Origin of the sequence: Achromobacter sp. (assembly GCF_050285585.1) — a bacterium.
Lineage (GTDB): Bacteria > Pseudomonadota > Gammaproteobacteria > Burkholderiales > Burkholderiaceae_B > Achromobacter.
Map to the genome: position 1 here is coordinate 204,812 of NZ_JBLZXF010000006.1, position 25,931 is coordinate 230,742.

25 protein-coding genes are annotated in these 25,931 nt (G+C 66.9%); 23 read left to right on the plus strand and 2 right to left on the minus strand.

Features of this window, described 5'->3' with window-relative positions:
* Positions 1-8 precede the first annotated feature (8 nt).
* From ACN6PJ_RS11525 to ACN6PJ_RS11545, 5 genes are all read left to right on the plus strand, one after another.
* A complete protein-coding gene (locus ACN6PJ_RS11525) occupies positions 9-1,160 on the plus strand; it encodes an acyl-CoA dehydrogenase family protein (RefSeq protein ID WP_427996060.1) in 1,152 nt (383 codons plus the stop codon).
* A gap of 17 nt (positions 1,161-1,177) precedes the next feature.
* A complete protein-coding gene (locus ACN6PJ_RS11530; protein ID WP_427995990.1) occupies positions 1,178-2,374 on the plus strand; it encodes a CaiB/BaiF CoA transferase family protein in 1,197 nt (398 codons plus the stop codon).
* Between the two features lie 27 nt (positions 2,375-2,401).
* Entirely contained in the window at positions 2,402-3,382 is a 981-nt protein-coding gene (locus ACN6PJ_RS11535; protein ID WP_427995991.1) for a Bug family tripartite tricarboxylate transporter substrate binding protein, read from the plus strand.
* Between the two features lie 156 nt (positions 3,383-3,538).
* Positions 3,539-4,933, plus strand: coding sequence for an NfeD family protein (locus ACN6PJ_RS11540; RefSeq protein WP_427996061.1), 1,395 nt, complete (start codon positions 3,539-3,541; stop codon positions 4,931-4,933).
* A gap of 50 nt (positions 4,934-4,983) precedes the next feature.
* Positions 4,984-5,751, plus strand: a complete 768-nt coding sequence (locus tag ACN6PJ_RS11545) for a slipin family protein (protein WP_427995992.1) — start codon at positions 4,984-4,986, stop codon at positions 5,749-5,751.
* Between the two features lie 31 nt (positions 5,752-5,782).
* Here the strand turns inward: ACN6PJ_RS11545 and ACN6PJ_RS11550 are convergent, their stop codons facing one another.
* The gene (locus ACN6PJ_RS11550; RefSeq protein ID WP_427995993.1) at positions 5,783-6,463 is read right to left on the minus strand and encodes a GntR family transcriptional regulator; all 681 of its coding nucleotides are present in this window, start codon (positions 6,461-6,463) and stop codon (positions 5,783-5,785) included.
* Between the two features lie 285 nt (positions 6,464-6,748).
* Between ACN6PJ_RS11550 and ACN6PJ_RS11555 the strand changes: the two genes are divergently transcribed.
* The 17 genes from ACN6PJ_RS11555 (at position 6,749) to ACN6PJ_RS11635 (ending at position 23,824) form a co-directional block, all read left to right on the plus strand.
* A complete protein-coding gene (locus tag ACN6PJ_RS11555; RefSeq protein WP_427995994.1) occupies positions 6,749-7,975 on the plus strand; it encodes a pyridoxal phosphate-dependent aminotransferase in 1,227 nt (408 codons plus the stop codon).
* Positions 7,976-7,980: 5 nt separating this feature from the next.
* Positions 7,981-8,727 (plus strand): 5-oxoprolinase subunit PxpB, encoded by a 747-nt coding sequence (gene pxpB / locus ACN6PJ_RS11560; RefSeq protein WP_427995995.1) that lies wholly within the window; start codon positions 7,981-7,983, stop codon positions 8,725-8,727.
* Complete coding sequence (locus tag ACN6PJ_RS11565; RefSeq protein WP_427995996.1) at positions 8,724-9,725, plus strand: biotin-dependent carboxyltransferase family protein; 1,002 nt, start codon at positions 8,724-8,726, stop codon at positions 9,723-9,725. Before pxpB ends, ACN6PJ_RS11565 begins: the two co-directional genes overlap by 4 nt.
* A 42-nt stretch (positions 9,726-9,767) precedes the next feature.
* Positions 9,768-10,520, plus strand: coding sequence for a LamB/YcsF family protein (locus ACN6PJ_RS11570; RefSeq protein WP_427995997.1), 753 nt, complete (start codon positions 9,768-9,770; stop codon positions 10,518-10,520).
* A 75-nt stretch (positions 10,521-10,595) separates the two neighbouring features.
* Positions 10,596-12,200 carry an ABC transporter substrate-binding protein gene (locus ACN6PJ_RS11575; RefSeq protein WP_427995998.1) on the plus strand — a complete coding sequence of 535 codons (1,605 nt, stop codon included), beginning with the start codon at positions 10,596-10,598 and terminating at the stop codon, positions 12,198-12,200.
* A gap of 79 nt (positions 12,201-12,279) precedes the next feature.
* The gene (locus ACN6PJ_RS11580) at positions 12,280-13,266 is read left to right on the plus strand and encodes an ABC transporter permease (RefSeq protein ID WP_427995999.1); all 987 of its coding nucleotides are present in this window, start codon (positions 12,280-12,282) and stop codon (positions 13,264-13,266) included.
* Positions 13,267-13,276: 10 nt separating this feature from the next.
* Entirely contained in the window at positions 13,277-14,116 is an 840-nt protein-coding gene (locus ACN6PJ_RS11585) for an ABC transporter permease (RefSeq protein WP_427996000.1), read from the plus strand.
* Complete coding sequence (locus ACN6PJ_RS11590) at positions 14,079-15,803, plus strand: ABC transporter ATP-binding protein (protein WP_427996001.1); 1,725 nt, start codon at positions 14,079-14,081, stop codon at positions 15,801-15,803. The genes ACN6PJ_RS11585 and ACN6PJ_RS11590 overlap by 38 nt, the downstream gene beginning before the upstream one ends.
* Positions 15,800-17,086 carry a Zn-dependent hydrolase gene (locus tag ACN6PJ_RS11595; protein ID WP_427996002.1) on the plus strand — a complete coding sequence of 429 codons (1,287 nt, stop codon included), beginning with the start codon at positions 15,800-15,802 and terminating at the stop codon, positions 17,084-17,086. Before ACN6PJ_RS11590 ends, ACN6PJ_RS11595 begins: the two co-directional genes overlap by 4 nt.
* Positions 17,087-17,098: 12 nt before the next feature.
* Entirely contained in the window at positions 17,099-18,103 is a 1,005-nt protein-coding gene (locus tag ACN6PJ_RS11600; protein WP_427996003.1) for a hydroxyacid dehydrogenase, read from the plus strand.
* The gene (hutG, locus tag ACN6PJ_RS11605) at positions 18,100-18,903 is read left to right on the plus strand and encodes an N-formylglutamate deformylase (protein ID WP_427996004.1); all 804 of its coding nucleotides are present in this window, start codon (positions 18,100-18,102) and stop codon (positions 18,901-18,903) included. Before ACN6PJ_RS11600 ends, hutG begins: the two co-directional genes overlap by 4 nt.
* Before the next feature lie 13 nt (positions 18,904-18,916).
* On the plus strand, positions 18,917-19,330 hold the full coding sequence (locus ACN6PJ_RS11610; RefSeq protein WP_427996005.1) for an acetyl-CoA carboxylase biotin carboxyl carrier protein: 414 nt from the start codon (positions 18,917-18,919) through the stop codon (positions 19,328-19,330).
* A gap of 3 nt (positions 19,331-19,333) precedes the next feature.
* Positions 19,334-19,795, plus strand: a complete 462-nt coding sequence (locus ACN6PJ_RS11615) for an acetyl-CoA carboxylase biotin carboxyl carrier protein (protein ID WP_427996006.1) — start codon at positions 19,334-19,336, stop codon at positions 19,793-19,795.
* A complete protein-coding gene (accC, locus tag ACN6PJ_RS11620) occupies positions 19,785-21,143 on the plus strand; it encodes an acetyl-CoA carboxylase biotin carboxylase subunit (RefSeq protein ID WP_427996007.1) in 1,359 nt (452 codons plus the stop codon). The genes ACN6PJ_RS11615 and accC overlap by 11 nt, the downstream gene beginning before the upstream one ends.
* 75 nt (positions 21,144-21,218) lie before the next feature.
* The gene (locus ACN6PJ_RS11625; protein WP_427996008.1) at positions 21,219-22,442 is read left to right on the plus strand and encodes a pyridoxal phosphate-dependent aminotransferase; all 1,224 of its coding nucleotides are present in this window, start codon (positions 21,219-21,221) and stop codon (positions 22,440-22,442) included.
* Between the two features lie 15 nt (positions 22,443-22,457).
* A complete protein-coding gene (locus ACN6PJ_RS11630) occupies positions 22,458-22,841 on the plus strand; it encodes a RidA family protein (RefSeq protein WP_427996009.1) in 384 nt (127 codons plus the stop codon).
* Positions 22,842-22,888: 47 nt separating this feature from the next.
* The gene (locus tag ACN6PJ_RS11635; protein WP_427996010.1) at positions 22,889-23,824 is read left to right on the plus strand and encodes a dihydrodipicolinate synthase family protein; all 936 of its coding nucleotides are present in this window, start codon (positions 22,889-22,891) and stop codon (positions 23,822-23,824) included.
* Between the two features lie 17 nt (positions 23,825-23,841).
* Here the strand turns inward: ACN6PJ_RS11635 and ACN6PJ_RS11640 are convergent, their stop codons facing one another.
* On the minus strand, positions 23,842-24,750 hold the full coding sequence (locus ACN6PJ_RS11640) for a LysR substrate-binding domain-containing protein (protein WP_427996011.1): 909 nt from the start codon (positions 24,748-24,750) through the stop codon (positions 23,842-23,844).
* A gap of 102 nt (positions 24,751-24,852) precedes the next feature.
* Here ACN6PJ_RS11640 and ACN6PJ_RS11645 point away from each other — a divergent pair, with 102 nt between their 5' ends.
* On the plus strand, positions 24,853-25,929 hold the full coding sequence (locus tag ACN6PJ_RS11645; protein WP_427996012.1) for a tartrate dehydrogenase: 1,077 nt from the start codon (positions 24,853-24,855) through the stop codon (positions 25,927-25,929).
* The last annotated feature ends 2 nt before the right edge of the window (positions 25,930-25,931 follow it).

Here is a 25,931-nt window from a genome sequence, read left to right on the forward strand (position 1 = left end):
ACGTGTTGATGGACGATTATCAATCCCCCTGGCGCTCGCATGAAATCGAACAGTTCCAACAGACGGCGCGCCGCTTCTGGACGAACGAGCTTTTGCCGCGCGTGGCGGCCTGGGAGGCGCAGGGCCACATCGATCGCGACACCTGGAACCGCCTGGGGGAGATGGGATTCCTCCTGGCCGACCTGCCGTCGGAACACGGCGGCGGCGATGGCGACTACGCCCACCTCGCCGCGCTGGTGGAAGTCAGCGCGGAATGCGGCTTCGGCCCCGGCTTCGGCCCGCACTACATCGTGGCGCACTACCTGCATCACTATGGCAGCGATGCGCAGAAGCGCCGCTGGCTGCCGGGGATGGCCAGCGGAGACATCGTCGCGTCCATCGGCATGTCCGAACCCGGCGCCGGCTCCGACCTGCAAGGCATCAAGACCCGAGCGCGGCGCGATGGCGCCGACTATGTGATCAACGGCTCCAAAACATTCAACACCAACGGCCACCACGCCGACCTGGTGATGCTGGCGGTAAAGACCGATGCCAGTCTGGGCGCCAAGGGCGTTTCGCTGCTCATGGTGGAGACACGCGACCTGGCGGGTTTTCGCCGCGGCGAGCCGCTGGACAAGATCGGACTCAAGGCGCAGGACACCGTCGAACTGTTCTTCGATGACGCCAGAGTCCCGGCGGCCAATCTTCTGGGGGACCGGGAAGGCCAGGGATTCGCGCAGATGATGGCGCAACTGCCCTACGAACGCCTGTTGATCGGCATTCGCGCCGTCGGCAATATCGAACGGGCCCTGCGCTTGACGCTCGAACACGTGCACCAGCGCCAGGCTTTCGGCCAATCGCTGTTCAAGCTGCAGAACACGCGCTTCGAGCTCGCCGAGATGAAAACGGAGGCGGCGCTGGCGCGGGTGTTCATCGACCAATGCATCGCCTGGCAGCAGCAGGGGCGCCTGGACGCCGCCACCGCCGCCATGGCGAAATGGTGGGGCACGCAGAAGGAATGCGAGACGATCGACCGCTGCCTGCAGCTCTTCGGCGGCTATGGATTCATGCGCGAATACCCGATCTCGCGCATGTACATGGACTCGCGCGGCCAGAAGATCTACGGCGGCGCCAACGAGGTGATGAAGGAAATCATTGCCCGCCAGCTGGTGGCGAGATGAGCAAGGAAACCCAAGCCATGACGGGTCCCCTGAGCGGGCTCAAGGTGCTGGACATCGCCACCGTCCTCGCCGGCCCTTTTGCCGCCACCCTGCTCGCCGACTACGGCGCCGACGTCCTCAAGCTGGAGCTGCCGCGCAAAGGCGACGGCATGCGCGCGTTTCCCCCGTTCAAGGACGGCAGGAGCATATGGTGGAAAACCGCCCAGCGCGGGAAGCGCTTCGGAACCCTGGACCTGCGCATTCCCGAAGGCGCCGAGCTTTTCAGACGGCTTCTGCCCCAGTTCGACGTGCTGATCGAGAATTTCCGGCCGGGCACGCTGGACCGCTGGGGTCTGACCAAGGAAGTGCTTTGGTCGCTCAAGCCGAACCTGGTCATCCTGCGCGTGACCGGTTTCGGCCAATCCGGCCCCTACTCGGAGCGGCCCGGATTTGCACGGATCTTCGAGGCCATGGGCGGCCTGACCACCGTGACCGGCCATGCGGAGGACGAGCCCATGCACGCGGGCGTGCCGCTGGGGGACTCCATCGGAGGGCTGTTCGGCGCCATCGGCATTCTCACGGCGCTCTGGCCGCGCGCGCGCGACCCCGGCCGGCCTGGCGAGGAGATCGACCTGTCTCTGACTGAGTGCATCACGCGGCTGCTGGACTTCATGCCGGGCGTGTACCAGCAGCTGGGCACCGTGCCGACCCGCAACGGCAATCGCAGCCCCTACTCGGCGCCCTCCGCCGTCTACCGCACGCGAGACGGCCACTGGGTATCCATGGCGGGATCCATCGATTCCATGTTCGCCAACAACTGCCAGGCCATAGGCCGGCCGGAACTGGCCCAGGATCCGCGTTTCGCCAATAACGCCAGCCGCGTCCTGCACGAGCAGGAACTGAATCGCGTCTTCATAGACTGGTGCGCCGAACACGATCTGGAGGACGTCCTGGCCGCGTTCGGCCGGGCCAACGGCACGCTGGCGCCGATCTACACCATCGACCAGGTGGTCAAGGATCCTCACGTCATCGCGCGGCGATCCATCGTCGACGTCCCGGACCGCGATTTCGGCATGCTGCAAATGCCCAACGTCGTGCCGCGCTTCACCCGCGATCCCGCGGAACCCAGGCATGCGGGCGCGGAACTCGGGCAAGACAACGAAACCATCTACGGTGAACTGCTGGGGCTGCAACCGGACTGCATCGAGCGGCTCCGCGCCTCGGGCGTGATCTGAAGGCCCGCCACCTCCAGGAGACAGCAAATGCGAAATGCCGCCCGCTTGACCGCATCGATGATCGTCGCACTGGCGGCGTCCGGCCCCGGAACCGCCCGCCCGGCCGGCGCCTACCCCGAACAGCCGGTTCGGCTGATCGTGCCCTACCCGGCGGGCGGCGCCGTCGACGGCGCCGCCCGCATCCTCGCCGAACGCCTGGGCTCGGCCTGGAACCAGCCCGTCATCGTCGAGAACCGCCCCGGCGCCTCCGGCCGCATCGGCGTTGCCTTGGCGGCCAAGAGCCCCCCGGGCTACACGTTCGTCGCCGCCACCAACTCCACCGTCAACGAACAGCTGACCCGCGGGGAACCCGGCGTGCCGCCGCCCGCGGCAAGCCTGCTGCCCGTATCCACTCTCTTCACCACGCCGGTGGCGCTGCTGGTCAACCGGCAGGCGGTGCCAGTCGACAGCCTGGCGCAATACGTCGCGCTGGCCCGGGACAAGCCTGGCACCGTCAGTTTCGGCTCCAGCGGGGAAGGCACCATCACGCACTTCTTCGGCGAACTGCTCAAGCGCGGGCAAGGCATCGACATCACGCACATTCCCTTTGCCGGGGAAGGCCCCAACCTCGGCGGACTGATAGGAGGACATGTCGGCAGCGCCTTTCTCAGCGCTTCCGGCGCCACCAAGGCCGCCCAGACCGGCAAGACCCGGGTGCTCGCCGTCACCACGCCCGCGGGCTCCGCCTTGCTGCCCGGGGTGCCCAGTTTCGCGCAGTTGGGCATCGCCGGCCTGGACCGGGATACCTGGGTCGGCCTCTTCGCTCCGCCCGGCACATCCCAATCCGTGCTCGACGCGGTCACGGAAGCCACCGAGGCCGTGCTCTCATCGAGCGAGGTGCGCGAGCGTTACGCGCAACTGGGGTTGATCGCCGAAGGCGGCACATCGCGGGATCTCGCCCGCCGCATGGAGGACGACCGTGAATACTGGGAGCGAGCCGTCCGGCAGACGGGCATCACACTGCGATAGGCGGGCGCGCCACGGCCGCGCGCAAGTCTCTGAATAGATTGGCAAAAGTGGTACTCTGGACACAGCTGGCCGGGCGATGTGCAGCCCGGCGCCGCTCATCGGAGGAACCCGCTCATGGCCACCCCGATACAGAGCCAGACATCCGGAACCGGTTCGATGCTCCGCAGGCTGTGCGCCCTTGTCGCGCTGTTCGCGGCGGCCGTTCTTGCTGCGGCCGGCGCCCGCGCGCAGCCCGGCCCGGCCCCTCGCTCCGCCGTGGTGCTGTCCCTGGACGGCATCGTCGGCCCGGCCTCGGCGGACTATCTGATACGCGGCCTGGCCGCCGCGCGCGACCAGAATGCCGCCGTGGCCGTGCTGCGCATCGACACGCCCGGCGGGCTGGACGCGTCGATGCGCGACATCATTCGCGCGATTCTCGCGTCCCCCGTGCCCGTCATCGCCTACGTGGCCCCCAATGGATCGCGCGCGGCCAGCGCGGGCACCTATATTCTTTACGCGAGCCACCTCGCGGCGATGGCGCCCGCGACCAACCTGGGTGCGGCGACGCCTATTTCGCTGGGCGGCAGTCCCGCCCGGCCAGCGGAGCCGCCCCGCAAAAAGCCCGAGGCGAACGGCGAAGAGAGTCCGCCGCCATCCCCCAAGGATCCAGGCGAATCCAAGGCGGTCAACGACGCCGTGGCCTATATCCGTTCGCTGGCGGCCTTGCGCGGGCGTAACGCGGACTGGGCGGAGCAGGCGGTGCGCGCCGCCGCCAGCCTGTCGGCAGGCGAAGCGCGCGCGCAGAATGTGATCGACCTGATCGCCGACGATCTGCCGGACCTGATGGAAAAGGCCGACGGACGCAGCGTCAGGGTAGGCAATAACGAGGTGATCCTGCACACGAAGGGCCTGGCGCTGCAGGAGCGCGAGCCGGACTGGCGCACGCGCATGCTGGGCGTCATCACCAATCCCAACCTCGCGCTCATTCTGCTGATGATCGGCGTCTACGGATTGATCTTCGAGTTCATGAGCCCGGGCGCCCTGTATCCGGGCGTCGTCGGCGCGATCTGCCTGCTGGTCGGTCTGTACGCCTTGTCCGCTCTGCCCCTGACCTACGCCGGCGCCGCCCTGGCGCTGCTGGGAGCCGTGCTGATGGTGGTCGAAATCTTCACTCCGTCCCTGGGCGCCCTCGGCCTGGCGGGCGCGGTGTCCTTCATCCTGGGCGCGCTGATGCTGGTGGATACGGACATGCCGGCGTACGAGATCTCGCTGCCGCTGGTCGCGGGGGTAGCGGTGGCAAGCCTGGGCATGACCTTTCTTATCGCGCGGCTGGCGCTGCGTTCGCGCCGCGCGCCTATCGTCAGCGGCGTCGAAGCGCTGCTCGGCCAGCGGGTCAAGGTCCTGAGCTGGACCGGCGCGCAAGGCTATGTATCCGCGGCCGGAGAACGGTGGCGCGCGGCCGGGCCGGACGGCCTGGCCGCCGGCGACACCGTGGTGATCGAATCGGCGCAAGGATTGACCTTGCGCGTGCGGGCGGATGCCGGTGCGCCGCCGCGCAAGGAGCCCGCCTAGCGCCCAGCCCCGCACGGCGACGCCCCGTCCTCACTTTTCAGGAGCCTGCCATGTTGATGAACCTTGCCTTCTATGGCCCCATTCTCGTGCTGGCGCTCGCGCTGTTCGCGCTGGCGGTGCGCATCCTGCGCGAATACGAGCGCGGCGTGATATTCACGCTGGGGCGCTTCACGGGAGTGAAGGGGCCCGGCCTGATCCTGATGATTCCCGTGGTCCAGCAAATGGTGCGCGTGGACCAGCGCATGTCCGTTTTCGACGTGCCCAGCCAGGACGTGATTTCGCGCGACAACGTATCGGTAAAGGTGAACGCCGTCATTTACTTCCGCGTGATCGACCCGGAACGCTCCGTGATCCAGGTCGAGAACTTCCGGCAGGCGACCAGCGAGCTCGCGCAAACCACCCTGCGCTCCGTGCTCGGCAAGCACGATCTCGACGAGATGCTTTCCGAGCGCGACAAGCTGAACAACGACATCCAGGAAATCCTCGATTCGCAGACCGACGCATGGGGCATCAAGGTGGCGAACGTGGAGATCAAGCACATCGACCTGAACGAAGGCATGGTGCGGGTGATCGCCCGACAGGCCGAAGCCGAGCGCGAACGGCGCGCCAAGGTCATCCATGCGGAAGGCGAGCAGCAGGCCGCGCAGATGCTGCTTAACGCCGCGCGCACGCTGTCGCAGCAACCGGAGGCGATGCAGCTGCGCTACCTGAGCACGCTTGCCATGATCGGCACGCAGAACAACTCGACGATTGTCTTTCCGTTCCCGACCGAACTGGGACAGGTGCTGCGCAATCTCGCGGGGAAAGACGCCGCCTGAAGGCCGTGAAGGCGGGCCCGGGCCGGCGGCGCTACATGCCGGACAGCTTGTCGATGATGGACTGCCGTATGTTGTCGATGTGGCGCATCGTTTCGGCGGAGGCGGCCTCCGCATCCCCGCGCGCCAGCGCGTCGATCATGGCCATGTGCTCGCCACAGACCGGAACCATGCGCTTTTCGAGCCGCTTGAGCGAGAACATCCGCGTCTTCTGGCGCAGGTTGGCGATCATGCTGGCAAGCAGTTCATTGCCGCAGTATTCGGCGATCAAGCCATGCAACTCGGCGTCCAGCTGCTGGTGCAGGGGATCCGCCGGGGAATCCATGTTCATCAAGGCTTCTATGCGCTTGCGCAGGTCGGCCAGCTTGTCCGCCGGCACGTTGCCGGCCGCCCGGCCGGCGGCGTCCGACTCCAGCATCCGGCGGATGTAGAGCCCCTCCATGAGCTCCTGCAGCGTCACCTGGCGCACGAACAGCCGGTTATTCGACTTGCGTTCGAGCATGCGCTCGCCTTCGAGCCGGTGCATGGCTTCGCGCAGCGGGGTACGCGATACGCCCAGCCGCTGCGCGAGCATGCGCTCCTGCACCTGCTCGCCCTGTTTCAGCTCACGCGACAGGATCAGGTCGACCAGTGCGTCGTACGCCTGATTCGCCAATCCCTTGCCGTTGCCGTCGGCCTCCTGGCCATCTTGTTCTGTGAGTTGACCCGTAGTCATGGCTCCTGTTCGCGCCCAATTCCAAAAAATGCAGTTTGGCACATATTCGTCAAAACCCCCGCCAGCCGCAGCCAGCGGCGCTTGCATCCCGGGAACCTGTGCCTATCGGTGCCCCGAGCCGCTTGCCTCCTTGTCGGGAAAACCATGTCCCCACTTTTTCAGGCACTCAACCTTAAAGCAACTTCAATGTTAACAAATATGGGTATATAGGTGGTATACCGGATGTACTTCCTCTTGTATACCACTCAAGATCAGGTTTCCTTCCACGCCGTTCCCGGGTTCCCCATGACCACTGCCCACCTCGACTTGCGTTTGTCCGACCGTCTTTCCTCGGCCAGCCCCTCGGCCACCGGCGCCGTCAGCGAACTGGCCCGCCGCCTGGCCGGCCAAGGCCGCGCCATCATCAGCCTGAGCGAAGGGGAACTGGATTTCGATACGCCCGCGCACATCCAGCACGCGGCGATCAAAGGAATCGTGGACGGCCACACCCGCTACACCGGCGTGGGCGGTTCGCCGGCCTTGAAGGCGGCGGTCGTGCGCAAGTTCACGCGCGACAACGGGCTCGACTACACGGAATCGGAAGTGATCGCGGCCACCGGCGCCAAGCAAATCCTTTTCAACGCGATGCTGGCGACCATCAATCCCGGAGACGAGGCCATCATCGTGGCGCCGTACTGGGTCTCCTATAGCGAGATGGTCAAGATCGCGGGCGGCGAACCCATCATCGTCACCCCCGACGAAAGCCGGAACTTCAAGATCACGCCCCAGGAACTGGCATCCCGGATCACGCCGCGCACGCGCTGGCTGATCCTGAACGCGCCCTGCAACCCTTCGGGCGCGCTCTATTCGCGCGAGGAACTGCGCGCCCTGGCGGACGTCGTGCGCCAACATCCGCGGCTGATGGTCCTGTCGGACGATATCTACGAGAAGATCGTGTACGAGGGCGAATTCACCTCGTTCGCGCAGGCCGCGCCCGACATGCGCGAACGCACCCTCACCGTGAACGGCGTATCCAAGACCTACGCCATGACCGGGTGGCGCCTGGGATATGCGGGCGGGCCAGCCTGGCTGATCAAGGGGCTGGAGCTGCTGCAATCCCAAAGCACCAGCAACCCCTCGTCGGTCAGCCAGGTCGCGGCGGCCGCGGCTCTCGATGGCCCTCAGGCGTTCCTCGACGGCTGGCGCGACCGCCTCCGCGCCCGCCGGGACTTGGCCCTTTCCATCCTGCAGGAAGCGGCGCCCCTGTTGACCATCGCGCGTCCGCCCGCGGCCTTCTACCTCTTCGCCAATTGCGCCGGCGCCATCGGCGCCCGAACGCCCAAGGGCGAGCGGATATCGACCGATTCGGATCTTGCCCGCTACCTGATCGAAGAAGCCGGCGTGGCCGTCGTGCCCGGCACGGCATTCGGACTGGCGCCCTACTTGCGGCTGGCATTCGCCCTGTCCGACGAGCGCCTCAAGCTCGCGTGCGAGCGGATCGTCGCGGCCTGCGCGCTGCTCACCCGCGATTGACGAACATGGTGTCCCGCAACGCCTCCGCCATGCCCGCCACCATCCTGTCCAACGCGCGGATCGAACCGGTCGGCGACCGTTGTCTGCTGATCCGCCTGGGCGAACAGGTCGACATCGAGATCAGCCGGGCCGTGCATGCCGTCGCCGCTCTGCTCGCGGCCAGCAAGCCGCACGGCGTGATCGACGTGGTGCCCGCCTTCACCACCGTCGCGGTGCACTTCCAGCCGTCGGCCTTCCCGAAAGGCCCGCAGCTTCCCTCCGCGCAATTGACGCGCCAGCTCGAATCCCTCCTGGCCCGGGACCTGCCGGTGCTGGCCTCGGAGGGACGCGCCATCGAAATACCCGCGTGCTACGGCGGGGAATTCGGCCCGGACCTGGAGGATGTCGCGCGGCATTGCGGCCTGGGCATCGAGGAAGCGATCGAACTCCACAGCAACATCCCGGTCACGCTCTATGCCTTTTTCTTCTCGCCGGGCAATCCGTTCGCCGGGCCGCTGGACCCTCGCCTGCAAATCGGCCGCCGCAGTTCGCCGCGCACCCGCGTGGAAGCCGGATCGGTGGCCATCGCCAACGGCCTGACCTCCATCTACCAGGACGCCTCTCCGGGCGGCTGGAATGTCATCGCCCGCACTCCCTGGAACCTGTTCGACGTGCGCCGCCAGCCGCCGACACGCCTGCGCCTGGGAGACCAGCTGAAGTTCAAGCCGATCACGCCCGACGAATACCGGACCCTGCTGGAGCCGCGGCAATGAGAACCATGCTTGTCGATCGCCCCGGCATGCTCAGCACCCTGCAGGACACGGGCCGCCTGGGGCACCAGCAGTACGGTGTGTCGGTCAACGGCCCGATGGACGAATGGTCGCATCGCGCCGCCAACGCCCTCGTAGGCAATCCCGAAGACGCGGCGGTGCTGGAATGCACGCTCAACGGACCGCGCCTGTCCTTCTCCGAACACACGCTGATCGCCTTGTGCGGAGCCCCCATGGAGGTGACCGCCGACGGACAGCCCGTTCCCCATGGACGCGCGGTGCTGCTGCGCCGCGGGGTGGTGCTGGACATCGGCGCGCGCACCGCTGGCGCGCGCCTGTACCTGGCGGTGCGGGGCGGCTTGGCGCCGGACCCCGTGCTGGGCAGCCGCAGCACCAATGTGCGCGCCGGCTTCGGAGGATTCCGCGGCCGCCCGTTGCGCAAGGGCGACCACGTGCCGCTGAGCCCGCAGCGCCGGGGTTCCCCCGTGCTGCCCATCGAACGCCGGATGGTGCAGAGCGGGCTGCCCATGCTGTCCGCCCTGCCCGTGGACATATCGCCGCCCGCAAGGCCCGAAGGCTTGCTGCGCTTCATCCCCGGCCCTCACTGGACCGCCTTCACGGACACGGCGCGAACGGACTTCGAACTCGGGCCCTACAAGGTAACGCCGCAGTCCGACCGCATGGGCATGCGCCTGCAAGGTCCGGCGCTAAGGCTGCAAAACGCGATGGAACTGGTTTCGGAAGCCACCGTCTTCGGCACCATTCAAGTCCCTCCCGACGGCCAGCCGATCGTGCTGATGGCCGACCGCCAGAGCGCCGGAGGCTATCCGAAGATCGGATACGTCGCCAGCGCCGATCTCCCGCTGCTCGCCCAGGCCATGCCGGGCGACAGCCTGCATTTCAAAGCCGTCTCGCAAGCCGACGCCGAAATCGCCTGGCGGGACTTCGAAGAACGCTTGCAACACCTGCGCCAAGCCGCCGCGCGGGCGTTGGAATCCTGACGCGCCGGTTTCCACGCCCAGACGATCCCAGGAGAAACCACTATGCCATCCATCGATATCAACTGCGACATGGGCGAGAGCTTCGGCCCCTGGGTCATGGGCCAGGACCTCGAACTGTTCGCGCACGTCACGTCCGCCAACATCGCCTGCGGCTTCCATGCCGGCGATCCCGACGTCATGCTCAAGACCGTGCGCGCCGCCATAGCGGCCAATGTCGCCATCGGCGCGCATCCCGGGCTGCCCGACCTGCAGGGCTTCGGCCGCCGCGCGATGGCGATGACGCCGGAAGAGGTCTATGCGCTAGTGATCTACCAGGTCGGCGCGCTCGACGCCTTTGCGCGCTCCCAGGGAGGCCGCCTGCATCACGTCAAGACGCACGGGGCCCTCTACAACATGACCGCGCGCGACCCCGGACTGGCGAAGGCGGTCGCCCGCGCCGTCCATGACCTCGACCCCGCCCTCCCGATCTACGTCGCCAATGCCGCGATCGCGCAGGCCGCCCGGGATTTCGGCCTGCCCACGGTATTCGAGGTGTACGCAGACCGTACCTATCAGGACGACGGCACCCTCACTCCCCGCTCCCTGCCCAACGCCATGATCGAGGACGTCGACCAGGCCATCGCCCAGGTCAGGCGCATGGTGAAGGAAGGCGTGGTGCGCTCGCTTTCAGGCAAGGACGTTGCCATCGCAGCCGACACCCTATGCATCCACGGCGACCAGCCCGGCGCCGTGCAGTTCGCAAGCCAGATCCGCACCGCCCTGGAGGCCGAGGGCATCGCGGTCAAGACCATCTGACGACACGCAGCACCGGCCACACACCCCGTTCCTCCGGAAGGCGAAAGCCCCGCTCCCTCTAAAGGAAACCCCCGCATGTACTCCGTACTGGCAATTCCATCCCTGGCCCCCTCCCGCGGCAAGCGCCCCCTTGCGGCGCTGGCGCTCGCTGCCGCACTCGCCTTCGCCGGCGGCGGCGCGCAGGCGCAGACCCAAGGCGGCACGCTGCGCGCGATCGTCCAGCCCGAACCGCCCATGCTCATGCTGGGCCTCAACCAGCAGATACCCACGCAGTACGTCGCGGGCAAGATCTACGAAAGCCTGCTGACCTGGACGCCGGCCCTGGAGCCCGCGCCCGGGCTGGCCAAATCGTGGTCGGTTTCCGACGATGGCAAGGTCTACGTGTTCGAATTGCAATCCGGCGTCAAATGGCACGATGGCAAGCCCTTCAGCGCCGACGACGTCGTGTTCTCCATCGACAAATTCCTGCGCGAGGTCCACCCCCGGGCGCGCGTCATCATCAGCCAGTTCGTCGAATCCGTCACGGCGGTCAATCCCGACAAGGTGGAGATCCGCCTCAAGCAGCCCTTCGCGCCATTCCTGAAGGCCTTCGTCAGCGACAACATGCCGATGGTGCCCAAGCACATCTACGACGGCACGGACTACAAGACCAATCCCGCCAACCAGACGCCCATCGGCACCGGCCCCTTCAAGCTGAAGGAGTGGAAGCGGGGCTCGTACATCATCCTGGAGCGCAATCCCGACTACTGGCAAAAGGGCAAGCCCTACCTGGACGAGATCGTCTTCAACGTCATTCCGGACGCCGCTTCGCGCGCCGTGGCGTTCGAGCGCGGCGACGTCCAGGTGCTGCGCAGCGGCGACGCCGACAGCGTCGACGTCCGCCGCCTGAAGGCCCTGCCGAACGTGCAGTACACGACCGCCGGCTGGGAAATGTTCTCGCCCCAGGCCTACATGCAGATGAACCAGCGCAAGCCGCCCTTCGACAACGTGCTGGTGCGCCGCGCGGTAATGGCCGCCGTCAACCGCAAGTTCGTGGTCGACAACATCTTCTTTGGCCTGGGCAAGGTTGCAACCGGCCCCATTTCGTCGGGCACGCCCTTCTACGACGCCGACGTCCCGCCGTACAAGTACGACCTGAAAGCCGCCCGCGCGTTGATCAAGGAGTCCGGCGTGGACCTGTCCAAGACGCCCATCAAGATCCTCTCCTATCCCTACGGAGCGGTTTGGGACCGCCTGGGCGAGTACACCCGTCAAAGCCTGGAGCAGGTCGGCTTCAAGGTGGAGATCGAGCCCGCGGACGCCGGCACGTGGTCCAAGCGCGTCTCCGACTTCGACTTCGACCTGACCTTCAGCTTCACCTCGCAGTACGGCGATCCGGCGCTGGGCGTCTCCCGTCTCTACCTGGAGCGCAACATCGTCAAGGGCTCGGCCTTCGTCAATAACCAGGGATACAAGAATCCCGCCGTCGACGCGCTCTGGGACAAGGCGGCCACCACCACGTCCAACGAAGAGCGCCAAAAGCTCTATGGCGAGATCCAGCGCCAGCTGGTCGCGGACGTGGCCAACGGGTATCTGTTCGAGATCGAGAACCCCACGCTCTACAGCAGCAAGGTCCACAACCTCGTGAAGTCGGCCATCGGCCTGCACGACAACTTCGCGGACGTGTACCTGGACAAGTAACAACCGGCGGCCGCGGGGTCCTGCGCCTGCCGCAGGGCTCGGGACCCTCGGACGCCAGAACACCGTTGGAATCGAACGCATGCAGAAATTGTCCTTCCTGGTCTCGCGCCTGGGCAAAGCCCTATTCGTCATCCTGGGCGTGGTGATCATCAACTTCATGCTGATCCGCATGGCGCCCGGCGATCCGGCCGCCGTGCTCGCAGGCGAGTCCGGGTCCTCCGATCCGGCGTACGTCGAGCAATTGCGCCAGCAATTCGGGCTGGACAAGCCCGTTTACGTCCAGCTTGCCACCTATCTGAAGGGCGTCGCCCAGTTCAACCTCGGCTACTCCTACCGCGAACGCCTCCCGGTCTTCGACCTGATCATGGACAGACTGCCGGCGACGCTCCTGCTCATGGCCTGCGCGTTCATCTTTGCGTTGTTGTTCGGCGTGCTCTTCGGCATCGTCGCGTCGCGTTGCCGCTACCAGGGCAGGCACCCCTGGGTCGACAGCGCGTTGATGACGGCGTCCCTGCTGATCTACGCAACGCCGCAGTTCTGGCTGGCGCTTCTCGCGATCATCTTCTTTTCGCTGCAGCTGGGCTGGCTGCCGCCGTTCGGCATGGAGACGGTGGGCAGCGGCCTGGCCGGCTGGGCCCGGGTCAAGGACATCGCCACGCATCTCGTCCTTCCCACGGTCTCGCTGGGCTGCTTTTTCATGGCGGTCTATGCGCGCCTGACGCGCGCCTCGATGCTCGAAGTCCTGGGCATGGACTTCATCAAGACTGCCCGCGCCAAAGGCGTGCCCGTCAACCAGATCATCCGCCACCACGCGCTGCGAAACGCCCTGCTGCCCGTCGTCACCTTCGCCGGGATCCAGCTGGGGCAGATGGCCGGCGGCGCGGTGCTGACCGAGACCGTCTTCGGCTGGCCCGGAATCGGCCGCCTGATGTTCGATGCCCTCCTGCAGCGCGATTACCAGCTTCTGCTGGGCGTGTTCCTGATCACGTCGACCATGGTCGTGGTGTTCAACCTGCTCACCGATCTGATCTATCGCTTCGTCGATCCGCGCACCCAGGAAAACTGAGAAACCCGCCATGAAGAAATTCCTGAACAGATTCCTTGCCAATCGCGGGGCCGCCGCGGGCACGTTCCTGCTGCTGATCGTCATCGCCGTGGGCGCCTCGGCGTCGGTCCTGTACGAAGAATCGCCGTGGATGATGGTGGCCCAGCCTCTCATCAAGCCGTTCACCGACCCCGCCTACATCCTGGGCACGGACATGCTGGGCCGCGACATCGCCGCGGGGCTGGCGTATGGCGCCCGGGTTTCCCTCATGATCGGCGTCATCTCGACCCTCGTGGCCGTGTTCGTGGGCATTCTGGTGGGCGCGCTCGCCGGATACTACGGGAAGTGGGTGGACGACGCCCTGATGCGCGCGACCGAATTCTTCCAGACCGTGCCGCAGCTGGCAATGGCGATGGTGCTGGTGGCGATATTCAAGCCATCCCTCTATTCGATCGTCGGGGCGATCGCGATGGTCTCCTGGCCTCCCGTCGCCCGCCTCGTTCGCGCCGAGTTCATGACGCTGAAAACGCGCGAATTCGTGCAGGCGGCCGTGGTGATAGGCCAGCGCCCAAGCCGCATCATCCTCACGCAGATCCTGCCCAACACCGCTTCGCCCATCATCGTTACGGCGTCGCTCATGACCGCCACCGCCATCCTGACCGAATCGGCGCTGTCGTTCCTGGGCCTGGGCGATCGCAATCTCATGAGCTGGGGCTACATGATCGGCGCCGCGCGCACGATGCTGCGCGAATCCCAGTGGATGAGCCTCTGGCCGGGACTGGCCATCATGCTGACCGTGCTGGCCATCAACCTGATCGGCGAGGGCCTCAACGATGCCCTCAACCCGCAACTGCGCAAGCGTGGAGCCTGATCCCGTGACCAAGAACTCTTTGCCCCCGTCCGATCACCCCTTGCTCTCCATCCGGAACCTGAGCATCGCCCTGCCCGCCGGAGGCGACCGCGCCTACGCGGTCCGGGACATTTCCTATGACATCCACGCCGGCGAGATCCTGTGCATCGTCGGAGAGTCCGGCTCCGGTAAGTCCATGAGCGCCAATGCGATCATGGGCCTGCTTCCCCACTATCTCCGCCCCGAAAGCGGGCAAATCCTGCTCGGCGGCCGCGACCTGCTGACGCAGGACGAAGAGGTCCTGCGCGGCATGCGCGGACGCGAGATGGCCATGATCTTCCAGGAACCGCTGTCCGCGCTGAATCCGCTGCTGACCGTCGGCGAGCAGATCGCGGAAGTCATGCGCGTGCACAATGCCTACCCCGGCGAAGCCAGGGAACGACGCGTGCTGGAGCTGCTGGAACTCGTGGGCCTGCCCGATCCCGCCGCCATCCGCCATGCCTGGCCCTTCCGGCTGTCGGGAGGGCAGCGCCAGCGCGTGATGATCGCCATGGCGCTCGCCCTGGAACCGAAGCTTCTGATCGCCGACGAACCCACCACCGCGCTGGACGTGACCACGCAGGCGCAGATCCTGGCGCTGATCGCGCGCATCCAGCGGAACAAGGGCATGGGCGTGATGTTCGTTACCCACGACTTCGGCGTCGTCGCGGAAATCGCGGACCGGGTTGCGGTGATGGAAAAAGGGATACTCGTCGAACAGGGTCCGGCGGAACAGGTCCTGAACCGGCCGCAGCACCCCTATACCCGCAGGCTCATCGGCGCCGTCCCCCGGCAACGCGCGTCGGCGTCCGCCCGCCAGGCGCCGGCGGGCGGGCCGGTGCTGCAAGTCGAAAAGCTCAACAAGACCTACGCCTTGGGCGGCGGGCTGTTCCGCAAGGGCCGCGTCGTCCATGCCGTCAACGACGTCAGCTTCACGGTCAGGCGCGGCGAAACCCTGGGCATCGTCGGCGAGTCCGGCTCGGGCAAGTCCACCATCGGCAAGTGCCTGCTCAAGCTGCTGGACATCGACAGCGGCCAGATGCGCTTCGACGGCGAAGACATCGCGCCCTTGTCCGAGGCGCAGTTCCGCCCCAAGCGGCGGAACATCCAGATGATCTTCCAGGATCCCTTCGCCTCATTGAATCCGCGTCACACGGTGGGCCGGATCCTCTGCGACGGCCCGCTCGCCAGTGGCGTACCCCGCCAGCAGGCCGAGAAAAGGGCCCGCGAATTGCTGCAACTGGTGGAACTGGATCCTTCCGCGTTCAACCGCTACCCCGGGGAGTTCTCCGGCGGCCAGCGCCAGCGCGTCGGCATCGCCCGCGCCCTCGCGATGGAGCCGCGGCTGATCGTCGCCGACGAGTCCGTCTCCGCGCTGGACGTCTCGGTGCAAGCGCAAGTGCTCAAGTTGCTGCACGACGTCCAGCAGCGGCTGCAACTGGCGCTGATCTTCATCACGCACGACCTGCGCGTGGCCGCGCAGATATGCGACCACCTGCTGGTCATGCATCGCGGCCGGGTGGTCGAACAAGGCCCGCCGGCGCAGATTTTCGACGCGCCCCAGGATGCCTATACGCGGCAGCTCATCGCTGCCATGCCCGGGCGCGGCTGGGATCCCGGCGCCGCCATCCTCAACTCCGATTCCATGAACGACGCCTGCATCTCATGATAGAACCCGACATGGCCCTGGCCGCTAGCCTGTTCGAGCGGCTGCACGCGCTGAGCTTCGACGGCGTGGGCATCACCAGAGACACCTATGGCGCCGGCGAGCAAAGCGCACATGCCTTGATGGCGGACACCGCGCGGCAGCTTGGGCTGGAGGTCCGTCTCGACGCGGCCCTCAACCTGTACCTGACGCTGCCGGGGCGCCGCCGCGACAAGCCCGCCGTCATGACGGGTTCCCACCTGGACTCCGTTCCCCGGGGCGGCAACTATGACGGCGCGGCCGGGGTCGTCGCCGGCCTCGCCGTCCTCGCCGGATGGATCAAGGCTGGCGCCCGCCCGGACCGAGACGTCACCGTGATGGGCATACGGGCCGAGGAAAGCGCCTGGTTTCCCGTTTCCTACATCGGCAGCACCTCCGCTTTCGGCCTGCTGAGTCCGCAGGCCCTGTCGTGCCGCCGCGCCGGCACCGGGCGGACGCTGTCGGAGCACATCGGCGAGCTCGGCGGGCAGCCGGAGGCTATCGCCCGCGGCGAGGCCGCGCTGCGCCCCGAGGCCATCGACTGCTTCGTCGAACTGCACATCGAACAAGGTCCCGTCCTGGAGGGCAGCGGCCATGCCCTGGGCGTGGTGACCGGCATCTGCGGCAGCCACCGCTACCGGCAGGCCCAGGCCAAGGGGCGGTATGCGCATTCGGGCGCCACGCCGCGCACCCACCGACAGGACGCCGTGGTCGCGCTGGCCACCCTGATCGAACGCCTTCAGCGCGAATGGCTGGCCCTGGAGGCGGACGGGCACGAGCTCACCCTCACCTTCGGCCAGGTGAATACGGACGCCCAGCAGGCCGACTTCAGCAAGGTGCCCGGGCAGGTGAGCTTCTGCGTCGACATCCGCTCCCGGAGCGTCGACACCTTGCGGCTGATGGATTCCCTGCTGCTGAAGGCCGCGGGCGAACTGGAGTCCAGCCACGGCGTCCACTTCGAATGGGGGCCCGTCTCCGGCAGCCAGCCCGCCGTCATGGACGAAGCCCTGCAACGGGCGCTGCATGACGCCGCGCTTGCGGCGGGCGTGCAGCCGCGCCTGCTTCCGAGCGGCGCGGGGCACGATGCCGCCACCTTCTCCAACCGGGGAGTCCCCACCGCCATGCTGTTCGTGCGCAACGCGAACGGCAGCCACAATCCCGACGAGGCCATGGACATGGACGACTTCGCCGCAGGCGCGCGAAGCCTGGGCCAGGTGCTCGCCACGCGCGCCGGACTGGCCCGGCAGCAGAATTCCGCCCCCCATTGAGGATCTTTCATCATGCCGATTTGCGTCATCGCGCAACCCATCCACCCCATCGGCGCGCAAATCCTGCGCGACGCGGGCGTGGAGGTGCGCCAATCCCCCGGGCCCGGCCTGGACTCCTTGCGCGAGGTCATTGCGCAGGCCGACGCGGTCATCGTCCGCGACAGCCTTCCGGCCGCGCTCATCGACGCGGCGCCGCGCCTGAGCGTCATCGCCAACCACGGCACGGGCACGGACAAGATCGACGTCGACCATGCCGAGTCGAAAGGCATACCCGTCGTTTTCACGCCCGATGCGAACGTGCGTTCCGTCGCGGAACATGCGCTGATGCTGATGCTGGCCACCGCCCGCCAGGCCGTGCAGGCGGATACCGCGACGCGCCAAGGGCATTGGCGTTTCAAGTACGAGCAGCCCATGTTCTCGCTTTGTGGAAAAACGCTGGGCATCGTGGGCTGGGGCCGCACCGGCCGCCTGCTCTGCGGCATGGCCGCGCAGGCGCTGGACATGCAAGTCCTCGTCTGGTCGCCCAGCCTGCCGGGCGGCGGATCGCTGCCCGCAGGCGCCACGCGGGTGGAGACGCTGCACGAACTGCTGCAGGCGTCTGACGTCGTGTCGCTCCACCGCCCTCTGCGCCCGGATACCCGGCACACGCTGGACGCGGCGGCGTTGCAACGCATGAAGCCGGGGGCCATTGTCATCAATACCTCCCGGGGCGGGCTCATCGACGAGTCGGCGCTGGCCGACGCGCTGCGCGGCGGGCGCCTGTTCGGCGCGGGCCTGGACGTGTTCGAAACGGAGCCGCTGCCTGCGGGGTCCCTGGTCGCCGGGCTGCCCAACGTCGTGCTCACCCCCCATGTCGCCGGTTCCACCCAGGAGGCGCTGGCGGCGACCGCGCGCCAATGCGCTGAACAGATCCTTTCCGTGCTCGCCGGCAGGCAGCCTGCCCATCTTGTGCATCCTCGGGCATGGAACCGCCGCCGCCAGCCCGCTTCCTCCAACTTCGCCGAACGACAGCCATGAATCCTCCGATCGTCACCCTGACCCAGGGCCATCTGCCCCTGCTCGTTTCCATTCCCCACGGCGGCGAATGCCTGCCCGAACCATTCCTGAGCCGCATGACGCCGGCCGCCCACAAGATCGCGGATACCGACTGGCACCTGGCGCGCCTCTATGACTTCGCCCGCGCGATGGGCGCCTCGGTGCTGCAGGCCAACTACTCGCGCTACATCATCGACGTCAACCGGCCGGCCGACGGCGCGAGCCTTTATCCGGGAACGGCCACCACCGGCCTGTGCCCCACCGAGAGCTTTCTCGGCGAAGCCCTGTACCAAGCCGGCTCCGCGCCGCCGGACGAGCAGGAAACGGCGGAGCGTATCGTCCGGTACTGGCAGCCCTATCACGACGCGTTGCGGCAGGAACTGTCGCGCCTGCGCCAGAAGCATGCCCACGTACTGCTGTGGGAAGCCCACTCCATCGCCAACGAGCTGCCCCGCCTCTTCGAAGGAAGGCTGCCCGACCTGAACATCGGCACGTTCAGCGGCGCCGCGTGCGCCCCTGCCTTGCGCGAGGCCGCTGTCGCCGCGGCCAGCGCCAGCCCCTTCAGCTGGGTAGCCGACGCGCGCTTCAAGGGGGGCTACATCACGCGCAACTACGGCCGCCCCCAATCCGGCGTGCATGCCGTGCAGCTCGAAATGTCGCGGCACCTCTATATGGTGGAAGGAGAGCCTTACGCCTATCGCGAAGACCGGGCCGCCGCCGTGCTTCCCACCGTTGAACGCATGGTCGGGAACACCCTGCGGGCGCTGGAAGGCCTGCAATGAACGGAAGCCGGCCATGATGAATCTCTCCGATATCCGGACGTACGCGCGCCAGCTCCATCTGCGCGGGATCGAATCCGTCGAAATCCAGACGGGGGAGCGCCTGATCAGCATCCGGATCGACGTCCCCGCGTCGTCCGGCGGCGCATCCGCCTCCCCGGCCGCGCCCATCCGGGAGGCCGCTTTCATCGACGTGCGCAGCGCCACGCTGGGCCGCTTGCTGCGCAGCCACGCCGACAGGCTGCCTGTGCCGATAGAGCCGGGCGACGAGGTCATACAGGGCCAGCTGCTCGCGCTGGTGGTTCTGGATGAAAGCCTGGAGCCCGTGCGTGCGCCGGTGGACGGCGCGATCGGCGCCGTGCTCGCGGCCGAAGGCCAGATCGTGGATTACGGCATGCCCCTGTTCCAACTCAAGCCAAGGCAGCGCTGAGCGATGACCCAGAAAACCCAATTGATCCTGGACATGATCGATCTGGCCGCCGAAGAACGCATCGCGGAGCTCTACGTCAGCGAGCCCGCTTTCGGCGTCCGTATCCGGCGGCGCGCGCGCGGCGAATGCCCCGCCTCGGCCCCCGACGCCGCCGCTCTCTCCGCCGTTCCTGCGTCCGGACCGGCAGCCGCCGCCGCGGCGCCAGCCTCCCTGACGGTCTCCGCCCCCTTGGGGGGCACGTTCTACCGGGCTTCCAGCCCGGGGGGAGAGCCCTTGGCGAGCGAGGGATGCCGGGCCGAGGCGGGCGCGCCCCTGTGCGTCATCGAGGCCATGAAGATGCTGACCGAGGTGGCCGCCCCGCAAGCCGGGACGGTCGCCCGGGTGCTGTGCGAAGACGGGCAGATGGTCGAACAAGGACAGGCGCTGTTCATTCTTGAACCCGGCGAGGCCGAGCATGTTTCGTAAGATCCTCATCGCCAATCGTGGCGAAATCGCCCTGCGCATACAACGAGCTTGCCATGAGCTAGGCATCCAGACCGTCGTGGTGCACTCCGAAGCGGACCGCGACGCGTCCTACCTGCAACTGGCCGACGAGGCGCTCTGCATCGGGCCGGCGCCCTCCGCCGACAGCTACCTGAACGCCTCCGCCATCCTCGCCGCGGCCAGGCTGGCGGGAGCGCAGGCGATCCATCCCGGCTATGGCTTCCTCAGCGAGAACGGCGGCTTTGCCGAAGCCGTGGAGGCCGCGGGCATGACGTTCATCGGCCCCAGCCCGTCGACGATCCGCATGATGGGCGACAAGGTCAAGGCCAAACGGGCCATGCAAGAATCCGGGGTGCCCTGCGTGCCAGGGTCGGACGGCGTGCTTCCCGATGAGGCTCGGGCCGTCTTGCGGCAAGCTGAAGGCATCGGCTTTCCGCTGATCGTCAAGGCGGCGGGCGGCGGCGGAGGCCGCGGAATGCGCGTGGTCGAATCCGAAAGCGGCTTGCTGGCGGCGGTGGAAACCACGCGCGCCGAAGCGCTGGCGGCTTTCGGCAATCCGGATCTTTACATGGAGCGCTTCCTGCAACAGCCTCGCCACATCGAAATCCAGGTACTGGCCGACCATCACGGCCACGCCGTCTGGCTGGGCGAGCGTGACTGCTCCATGCAGCGGCGGCACCAGAAAGTGGTCGAGGAATCGCCCGCCCCCGGTATCGATCCCCAGGCGATCGAGGCGATAGGCGAACGCTGCGCCGACGCGTGCAGGTCGATCGGCTATCGGGGCGCGGGCACGTTCGAATTCCTCTACGAGGACGGGCGGTTCTACTTCATCGAAATGAACACGCGGCTGCAGGTCGAGCACCCCGTCACCGAGCTCACGACCGGCATCGACATCGTGCAGATGCAGATCCGTATCGCGGCCGGGGAGCCCTTGCCCTGGCGCCAGGAACAGATCCGGCGCCGCGGCCATGCGATCGAATGCCGGATCAATGCCGAGAGCGCCGCATCCTTCCTCCCTTCTCCCGGCCGCATCACGCACTGGCGGCCGCCGGGCGGGCCTGGCGTGAGGGTCGATTCGCATGCCCATGCCGGCTACACGGTGCCGCCGCACTACGATTCGATGATCGGAAAATTCATCGCGTTCGGCGATACGCGCGAGCAAGCGCTGGCCCGCATGCGGGTCGCGCTGCGCGAGGCCGTCGCGGAAGGCATCGACACGAATATCCCGCTGCACCGCGACCTGTTCTCGGATCCCGTGTTCTGCCTGGGCGGCGCGGGTATCCATCACCTGGAATCCTGGATAGCATCACGGCATGCCCCCCCGGTTTAGCGCCATCCAGCCGCGACGCGCAAAAGCCCTGCGGCTCTCCCGCACGTCATTTTCCCTCTACCGAAAGGAAATTCCATGAGCTTGATCGAACAGAAATTCGCCAGACTCTCCACCGACAACGCGCCTGGCCAGGAAGTCCGCCAGCGCGCGGAGGGACTGGACGCCCTGCTGAAAGGCGGCACGCTGCCCGGCACGCCGGTGGACTTTTCGCACGGCGATGTGAATGAAAACGCATTCGCGCCCACGCCCGGCTCCCTGGAAGCCTTCGTCGCCGGCGTGGAAAGCGGAGGCGAGCAGGCCTATACGGAGTATCGTGGGCGCGCCGACCTGCGCGCCCGCGTGGCGGAGCACCTGGGACGGTTCACCGGCAGCCCGGTCTCGGGCGCGGACGAACTGATCATCACTCCGGGCACCCAGGGCGCCCTGTTCCTGTCCATCGCCTCCACCGTCGCGGCCGGCGACAAGGTGGCCATCGTGCGGCCCGACTATTTCGCCAATCGCAAGCTGGTCGAGTTCATCGGCGGCGACATCGTCCCGATCGAGATGGATTACCTGAACAACACCGACCGCGCGGGCCTGGACCTGGGCCAGCTCGAATCGGCCTTCAAGGCGGGGGTGAAGACCTTCCTGTTCTCCAACCCCAACAATCCGGCCGGGGTGGTCTATTCGAAGGACGAGATCGGCCGGATCGCCGCGCTCGCCAACCAATATGGAGCCACCGTCATCGTCGACCAGCTGTACTCGCGCCTGCGCTATGCGGGCGTCGAATACACGCATCTGCGCGCCGCCGGGATCGACCCGGACAACGTCATCACCATCATGGGCCCCTCCAAGACCGAATCCCTGAGCGGCTACCGCCTGGGCGTGGCCTTTGGCGCGCCGAAACTGCTGGATCGCATGGAAAAGCTGCAGGCCATCGTATCGCTGCGGGCTCCCGGATATTGCCAGGCCGTGCTGCGCACCTGGTTCGAGGAACCCGAAGGCTATATGGAGGAACGGATCCGGCAGCACCAGGCCATCCGCGACGACCTGCTGCGCGTGCTCCGCTCCGTCGACGGCCTGGCCGCCCGCACTCCCCAGGCGGGAAGCTACCTGTTCCCCAGGTTGCCCAAGCTGACGGTGTCCCCGCAGGATTTCGTGCGCATCCTGCGCCGCCAGGCCGGCGTGACGGTAACCCCCGGCACGGAATTCAGCCCCGACGCCGGCGACAGCTTCCGCCTCAATTTCTCGCAGAACCACGCCGCGGCGCTGCACGCGATCGAGCGGACGGTCGAACTCATCGCCCGCTACCGCGCTTAACGACAGGAGATCCCCATGACACGCAAGGCATATTCCAGCGACCGCACGCCGCCGCCCGCCGGCACCTACAGCGTCGCCATCCAGGCCCAGGGCCTCATTTTCCTTTCCGGCCAGACGCCGCGCGACGTCCACAACGTGCGCCACGGCGACAAGCCTTTCGCCGAACAGGCCCGGATGGCCCTCGACAATCTCCAGGCCGCGGCCGAGGCGGCGGGCTCGTCGCTGCGCGACGCCGTCAAGGTCAACGTCTTCCTGAAGAACCCGGCGGACGCCAAGGAATTCGACGCCATCTACGCCGGCTACGTCGGAGACCCGCCTCCGGCGCGGACCCTGACCCAGTCCAACTTCGCGGGATTCGACATCGAAGTGGACGCGATACTGCTGGCCCGCCAAGCCTAGCGGCGGAGCACGGGCGGAACTTTCCTTACCTGGAGGGACTTTCAATCATGAGCGCACGCAGCGGGCTCATCAACGAGACAAGCAAGGGCGTTTACGTCATCGCCGCCACGCCGTTCTCCGACAACGGCGAACTGGACCTGGAGAGCATCGACAGCCTGACGGATTTTTATCTGGAGAAAGGCGTAACCGGCCTCACGATACTGGGCATGATGGGCGAAGCGCCCAAGCTGACGGAAGCGGAGACCACGACAGTAATGCGACGCGTGCTGAAACGCGTCGAGGGCGGCGTGCCCGTGGTTGTCGGCGTAAGCGATGCGTCGGACCGCAACGTCGAGCGCCTGTCGCGCGAAGCGATGTCGCTTGGCGCGGCCGGCGTCATGATTGCGCCCGTGCCCAACCTGAAGACGGACGAGCAGGTCTACGCGTACTACGCGAACATCGCCGCCCTGCTGGGGCGGGACATCCCGATCTGCCTGCAGGACTTCCCCCAATCAACGGGGGTGCACACGTCGGTGGCGGTGATACATCGCCTGATCGACGCCTTTCCGCAGATCGTCATGCTCAAGCACGAGGACTTTCCCGGCATGCGCAAACTGAGCCAGGTCCGCGAAAAAAGCGCCGCGGACGGCAGGCGGCGCATCAGTATCCTGGTGGGCAATGGCGGCCTGTTCCTGCCGCAGGAAATGCTGCGCGGCGCCGATGGCGCCATGACGGGATTCGCCTATCCCGAAATGCTGGTGCAGGTCTGCCGCCTGTTCCATGAAGGAAAGCCGGAAGAGGCGGAGGATCTGTTCAACATCTACCTGCCCCTGCTGCGCCACGAGTTCCAATACGGCATCGGCCTGGCCCTGCGCAAGGAAACGCTGCGCCGGCGCGGCGCGATCCGTTCGGCCTACGTGCGCCGCCCGGGCCCGGTGCTGGACGCCACGGATCACGCCGAACTGGGCCGCCTGATCGGCAGGCTGGAAGCCTCATTGGCCTGAGGCTTCGGGGGGTTCCGTCACTCACGGAACCCCTGCGCGCGCATGTGCTCGGCCAGGAACTCCACGCATGCTCGGATCTTGGCCGAGGCGCTCAGGCGCGAGGGGTACACGGCCCAGACGTTGGCCTCCTGCCGGTACGCCGGCAGCACCTGTTCCAGCCTGCCTTGCGCGATCAGGGGCCCCACGTCCCAGGCCGAGCGCAGGATGATCCCCCGGCCGTCCACCGCCCACTGCACGACCATCTCGCCGTTATTGGCCGATAGCGGCCCGCGTACCTTGACCGTATGTTCGCGGCCGCCCCGGCGCATGCGCCACACGCCGAAGGGATGGTCGCGCTCCTTGATGACCAGGCAGTCATGGGCGGCCAGGTCGGCCAGGGTGCGCGGCGCTCCCCGCGACCGCAGGTATGCCGGCGCGGCGCAGAGCACGCGATGATTGCTGGCCAGCTTGCGCGCGATGACGTGCGGCGCGATGTCGTCGCCCACGCGCACGTCCAGGTCATATCCCTCCGCCGCCACGTCGACCAGGCGGTCGAACACCTCGAAGCGGACCTGCACCGCGGGATGCTGGGCGGCGAACGCCGATAGCGCGGGCGCCACCACCCGGCGGCCGAACCCGAAGCTGCTGCAGACCCGCAGCAGTCCCCGGGGCTCACGCCGGGTGATGCCGACCTCTTCGACCAGGTGATCCACGTCGTCCAGGATGCGCTGGGCCCAGTGGTAGACGCGTTCGCCCGCTTCGCTGATCACGACGCGCCGGGTCGTGCGATGGAACAGCTTGGTGCCCAGGCTTTCCTCGAGCAGGCGGATGCGCTTGGTGACGTAGGCGGGCGACATGCCCAGGTCCTCGGCCGCCTTCGAGAAGCTGGAGGCCCGCACCACCGCGCACAGGACGCGCAAATCGGCGGGAAGAAAATCATTATTCATGATTCGTGCATAGTCATTTCACGAGATGGCCTATTGTAGATAGGACGTGAGGGCGCCTACCATCGTCTCGGTTCCGTTTCCCCTTACTCCACACAACCCATCATGTCCCAAGCATTCAAAATCGCCGCCATCGCCGGTGACGGCATCGGCAACGAAGTCATGCCCGAAGGCCTGCGCGCGGTGCACGCGGCCGCCAGGCGCTTCGACGTGCCGCTGCAGATCGACACCTTTCCCTGGGCCAACTGCGATTACTACGCGCAGCACGGCGAAATGATGCCGCCCGACTGGAAGGCGCAACTGCAGGGCTACGACGCCATCTTCTTCGGCGCGGTGGGCTGGCCCGCCACGGTCCCGGACCATGTATCCCTGTGGGGATCGCTGCTGAAGTTCCGCCGCGAGTTCGACCAGTACATCAACCTGCGCCACGTGCGGCTGTTCGATGGCGTGCCATGCCCGCTGGCCGGACGCAAGGCGGGCGACATCGATTTCTTCATCGTCCGCGAAAACACCGAGGGCGAATACACCAACCTGGGCGGGCGTCTGTTCGCCGATACGGACCGCGAAATCGTCATCCAGGAATCCGTCTTCACCCGGCACGGCACCGACCGCGTCATGCGCTATGCCTTTGAATTGGCCAACCGGCGCGAGCGCAAGGCGCTGACCGTGGCGACCAAGAGCAACGGCATCGCGGTCAGCATGCCCTGGTGGGATGAGCGGGCCGACGCCATGGCCAGGCAGTATCCGGACGTCAAGACCGACAAGCAGCACATCGACATCCTCGCCGCGCGCTTCGTGCTGCAACCGCAGCGGTTCGACGTGGTGGTGGCGTCGAATCTGTTCGGCGACATCCTGTCGGACCTGGGCCCGGCGTGCACGGGCACCATCGGCATCGCTCCGTCGGCGAACCTGAATCCGGAACGCGCCTTCCCCTCGCTATTCGAGCCCGTGCACGGATCGGCCCCGGACATCTACGGCAAGGGGATCGCCAATCCCATCGCCATGATCTGGTCGGGCGCGCTGATGCTGCAGTTCCTGGGCAGCCAGGACGCGCACGACGCGATCCTGCGGGCGATCGAACATTGCCTGAAGCATGGCCCCCGCACGCCCGACCTGGGCGGCCAGGCGAGCACCGAAGAGCTCGGACTCGCCATCGCGGCGCACATCGAGGCCTCGGCCTAGGT

Bases quoted from the DNA above. Each gene is read 5' to 3' on its own strand.
- ACN6PJ_RS11595 (WP_427996002.1), top strand. From the start codon at position 15,800: ATGATAGAACCCGACATGGCCCTGGCCGCTAGCCTGTTCGAGCGGCTG.
- ACN6PJ_RS11540 (WP_427996061.1), top strand. From the start codon at position 3,539: ATGCTCCGCAGGCTGTGCGCCCTTGTCGCGCTGTTCGCGGCGGCCGTT.
- pxpB (WP_427995995.1), top strand. From the start codon at position 7,981: ATGGTGTCCCGCAACGCCTCCGCCATGCCCGCCACCATCCTGTCCAAC.
- ACN6PJ_RS11610 (WP_427996005.1), top strand. From the start codon at position 18,917: ATGATGAATCTCTCCGATATCCGGACGTACGCGCGCCAGCTCCATCTG.
- ACN6PJ_RS11600 (WP_427996003.1), top strand. From the start codon at position 17,099: ATGCCGATTTGCGTCATCGCGCAACCCATCCACCCCATCGGCGCGCAA.
- ACN6PJ_RS11590 (WP_427996001.1), top strand. From the start codon at position 14,079: ATGCCCTCAACCCGCAACTGCGCAAGCGTGGAGCCTGATCCCGTGACC.
- ACN6PJ_RS11530 (WP_427995990.1), top strand. From the start codon at position 1,178: ATGACGGGTCCCCTGAGCGGGCTCAAGGTGCTGGACATCGCCACCGTC.
- ACN6PJ_RS11555 (WP_427995994.1), top strand. From the start codon at position 6,749: ATGACCACTGCCCACCTCGACTTGCGTTTGTCCGACCGTCTTTCCTCG.
- ACN6PJ_RS11630 (WP_427996009.1), top strand. From the start codon at position 22,458: ATGACACGCAAGGCATATTCCAGCGACCGCACGCCGCCGCCCGCCGGC.
- ACN6PJ_RS11565 (WP_427995996.1), top strand. From the start codon at position 8,724: ATGAGAACCATGCTTGTCGATCGCCCCGGCATGCTCAGCACCCTGCAG.
- ACN6PJ_RS11545 (WP_427995992.1), top strand. From the start codon at position 4,984: ATGTTGATGAACCTTGCCTTCTATGGCCCCATTCTCGTGCTGGCGCTC.
- ACN6PJ_RS11535 (WP_427995991.1), top strand. From the start codon at position 2,402: ATGCGAAATGCCGCCCGCTTGACCGCATCGATGATCGTCGCACTGGCG.
- ACN6PJ_RS11640 (WP_427996011.1), bottom strand. From the start codon at position 24,750: ATGAATAATGATTTTCTTCCCGCCGATTTGCGCGTCCTGTGCGCGGTG.
- ACN6PJ_RS11645 (WP_427996012.1), top strand. From the start codon at position 24,853: ATGTCCCAAGCATTCAAAATCGCCGCCATCGCCGGTGACGGCATCGGC.
- ACN6PJ_RS11570 (WP_427995997.1), top strand. From the start codon at position 9,768: ATGCCATCCATCGATATCAACTGCGACATGGGCGAGAGCTTCGGCCCC.
- ACN6PJ_RS11615 (WP_427996006.1), top strand. From the start codon at position 19,334: ATGACCCAGAAAACCCAATTGATCCTGGACATGATCGATCTGGCCGCC.
- ACN6PJ_RS11550 (WP_427995993.1), bottom strand. From the start codon at position 6,463: ATGACTACGGGTCAACTCACAGAACAAGATGGCCAGGAGGCCGACGGC.
- ACN6PJ_RS11580 (WP_427995999.1), top strand. From the start codon at position 12,280: ATGCAGAAATTGTCCTTCCTGGTCTCGCGCCTGGGCAAAGCCCTATTC.
- ACN6PJ_RS11525 (WP_427996060.1), top strand. From the start codon at position 9: ATGGACGATTATCAATCCCCCTGGCGCTCGCATGAAATCGAACAGTTC.
- hutG (WP_427996004.1), top strand. From the start codon at position 18,100: ATGAATCCTCCGATCGTCACCCTGACCCAGGGCCATCTGCCCCTGCTC.
- accC (WP_427996007.1), top strand. From the start codon at position 19,785: ATGTTTCGTAAGATCCTCATCGCCAATCGTGGCGAAATCGCCCTGCGC.
- ACN6PJ_RS11635 (WP_427996010.1), top strand. From the start codon at position 22,889: ATGAGCGCACGCAGCGGGCTCATCAACGAGACAAGCAAGGGCGTTTAC.
- ACN6PJ_RS11585 (WP_427996000.1), top strand. From the start codon at position 13,277: ATGAAGAAATTCCTGAACAGATTCCTTGCCAATCGCGGGGCCGCCGCG.
- ACN6PJ_RS11625 (WP_427996008.1), top strand. From the start codon at position 21,219: ATGAGCTTGATCGAACAGAAATTCGCCAGACTCTCCACCGACAACGCG.
- ACN6PJ_RS11575 (WP_427995998.1), top strand. From the start codon at position 10,596: ATGTACTCCGTACTGGCAATTCCATCCCTGGCCCCCTCCCGCGGCAAG.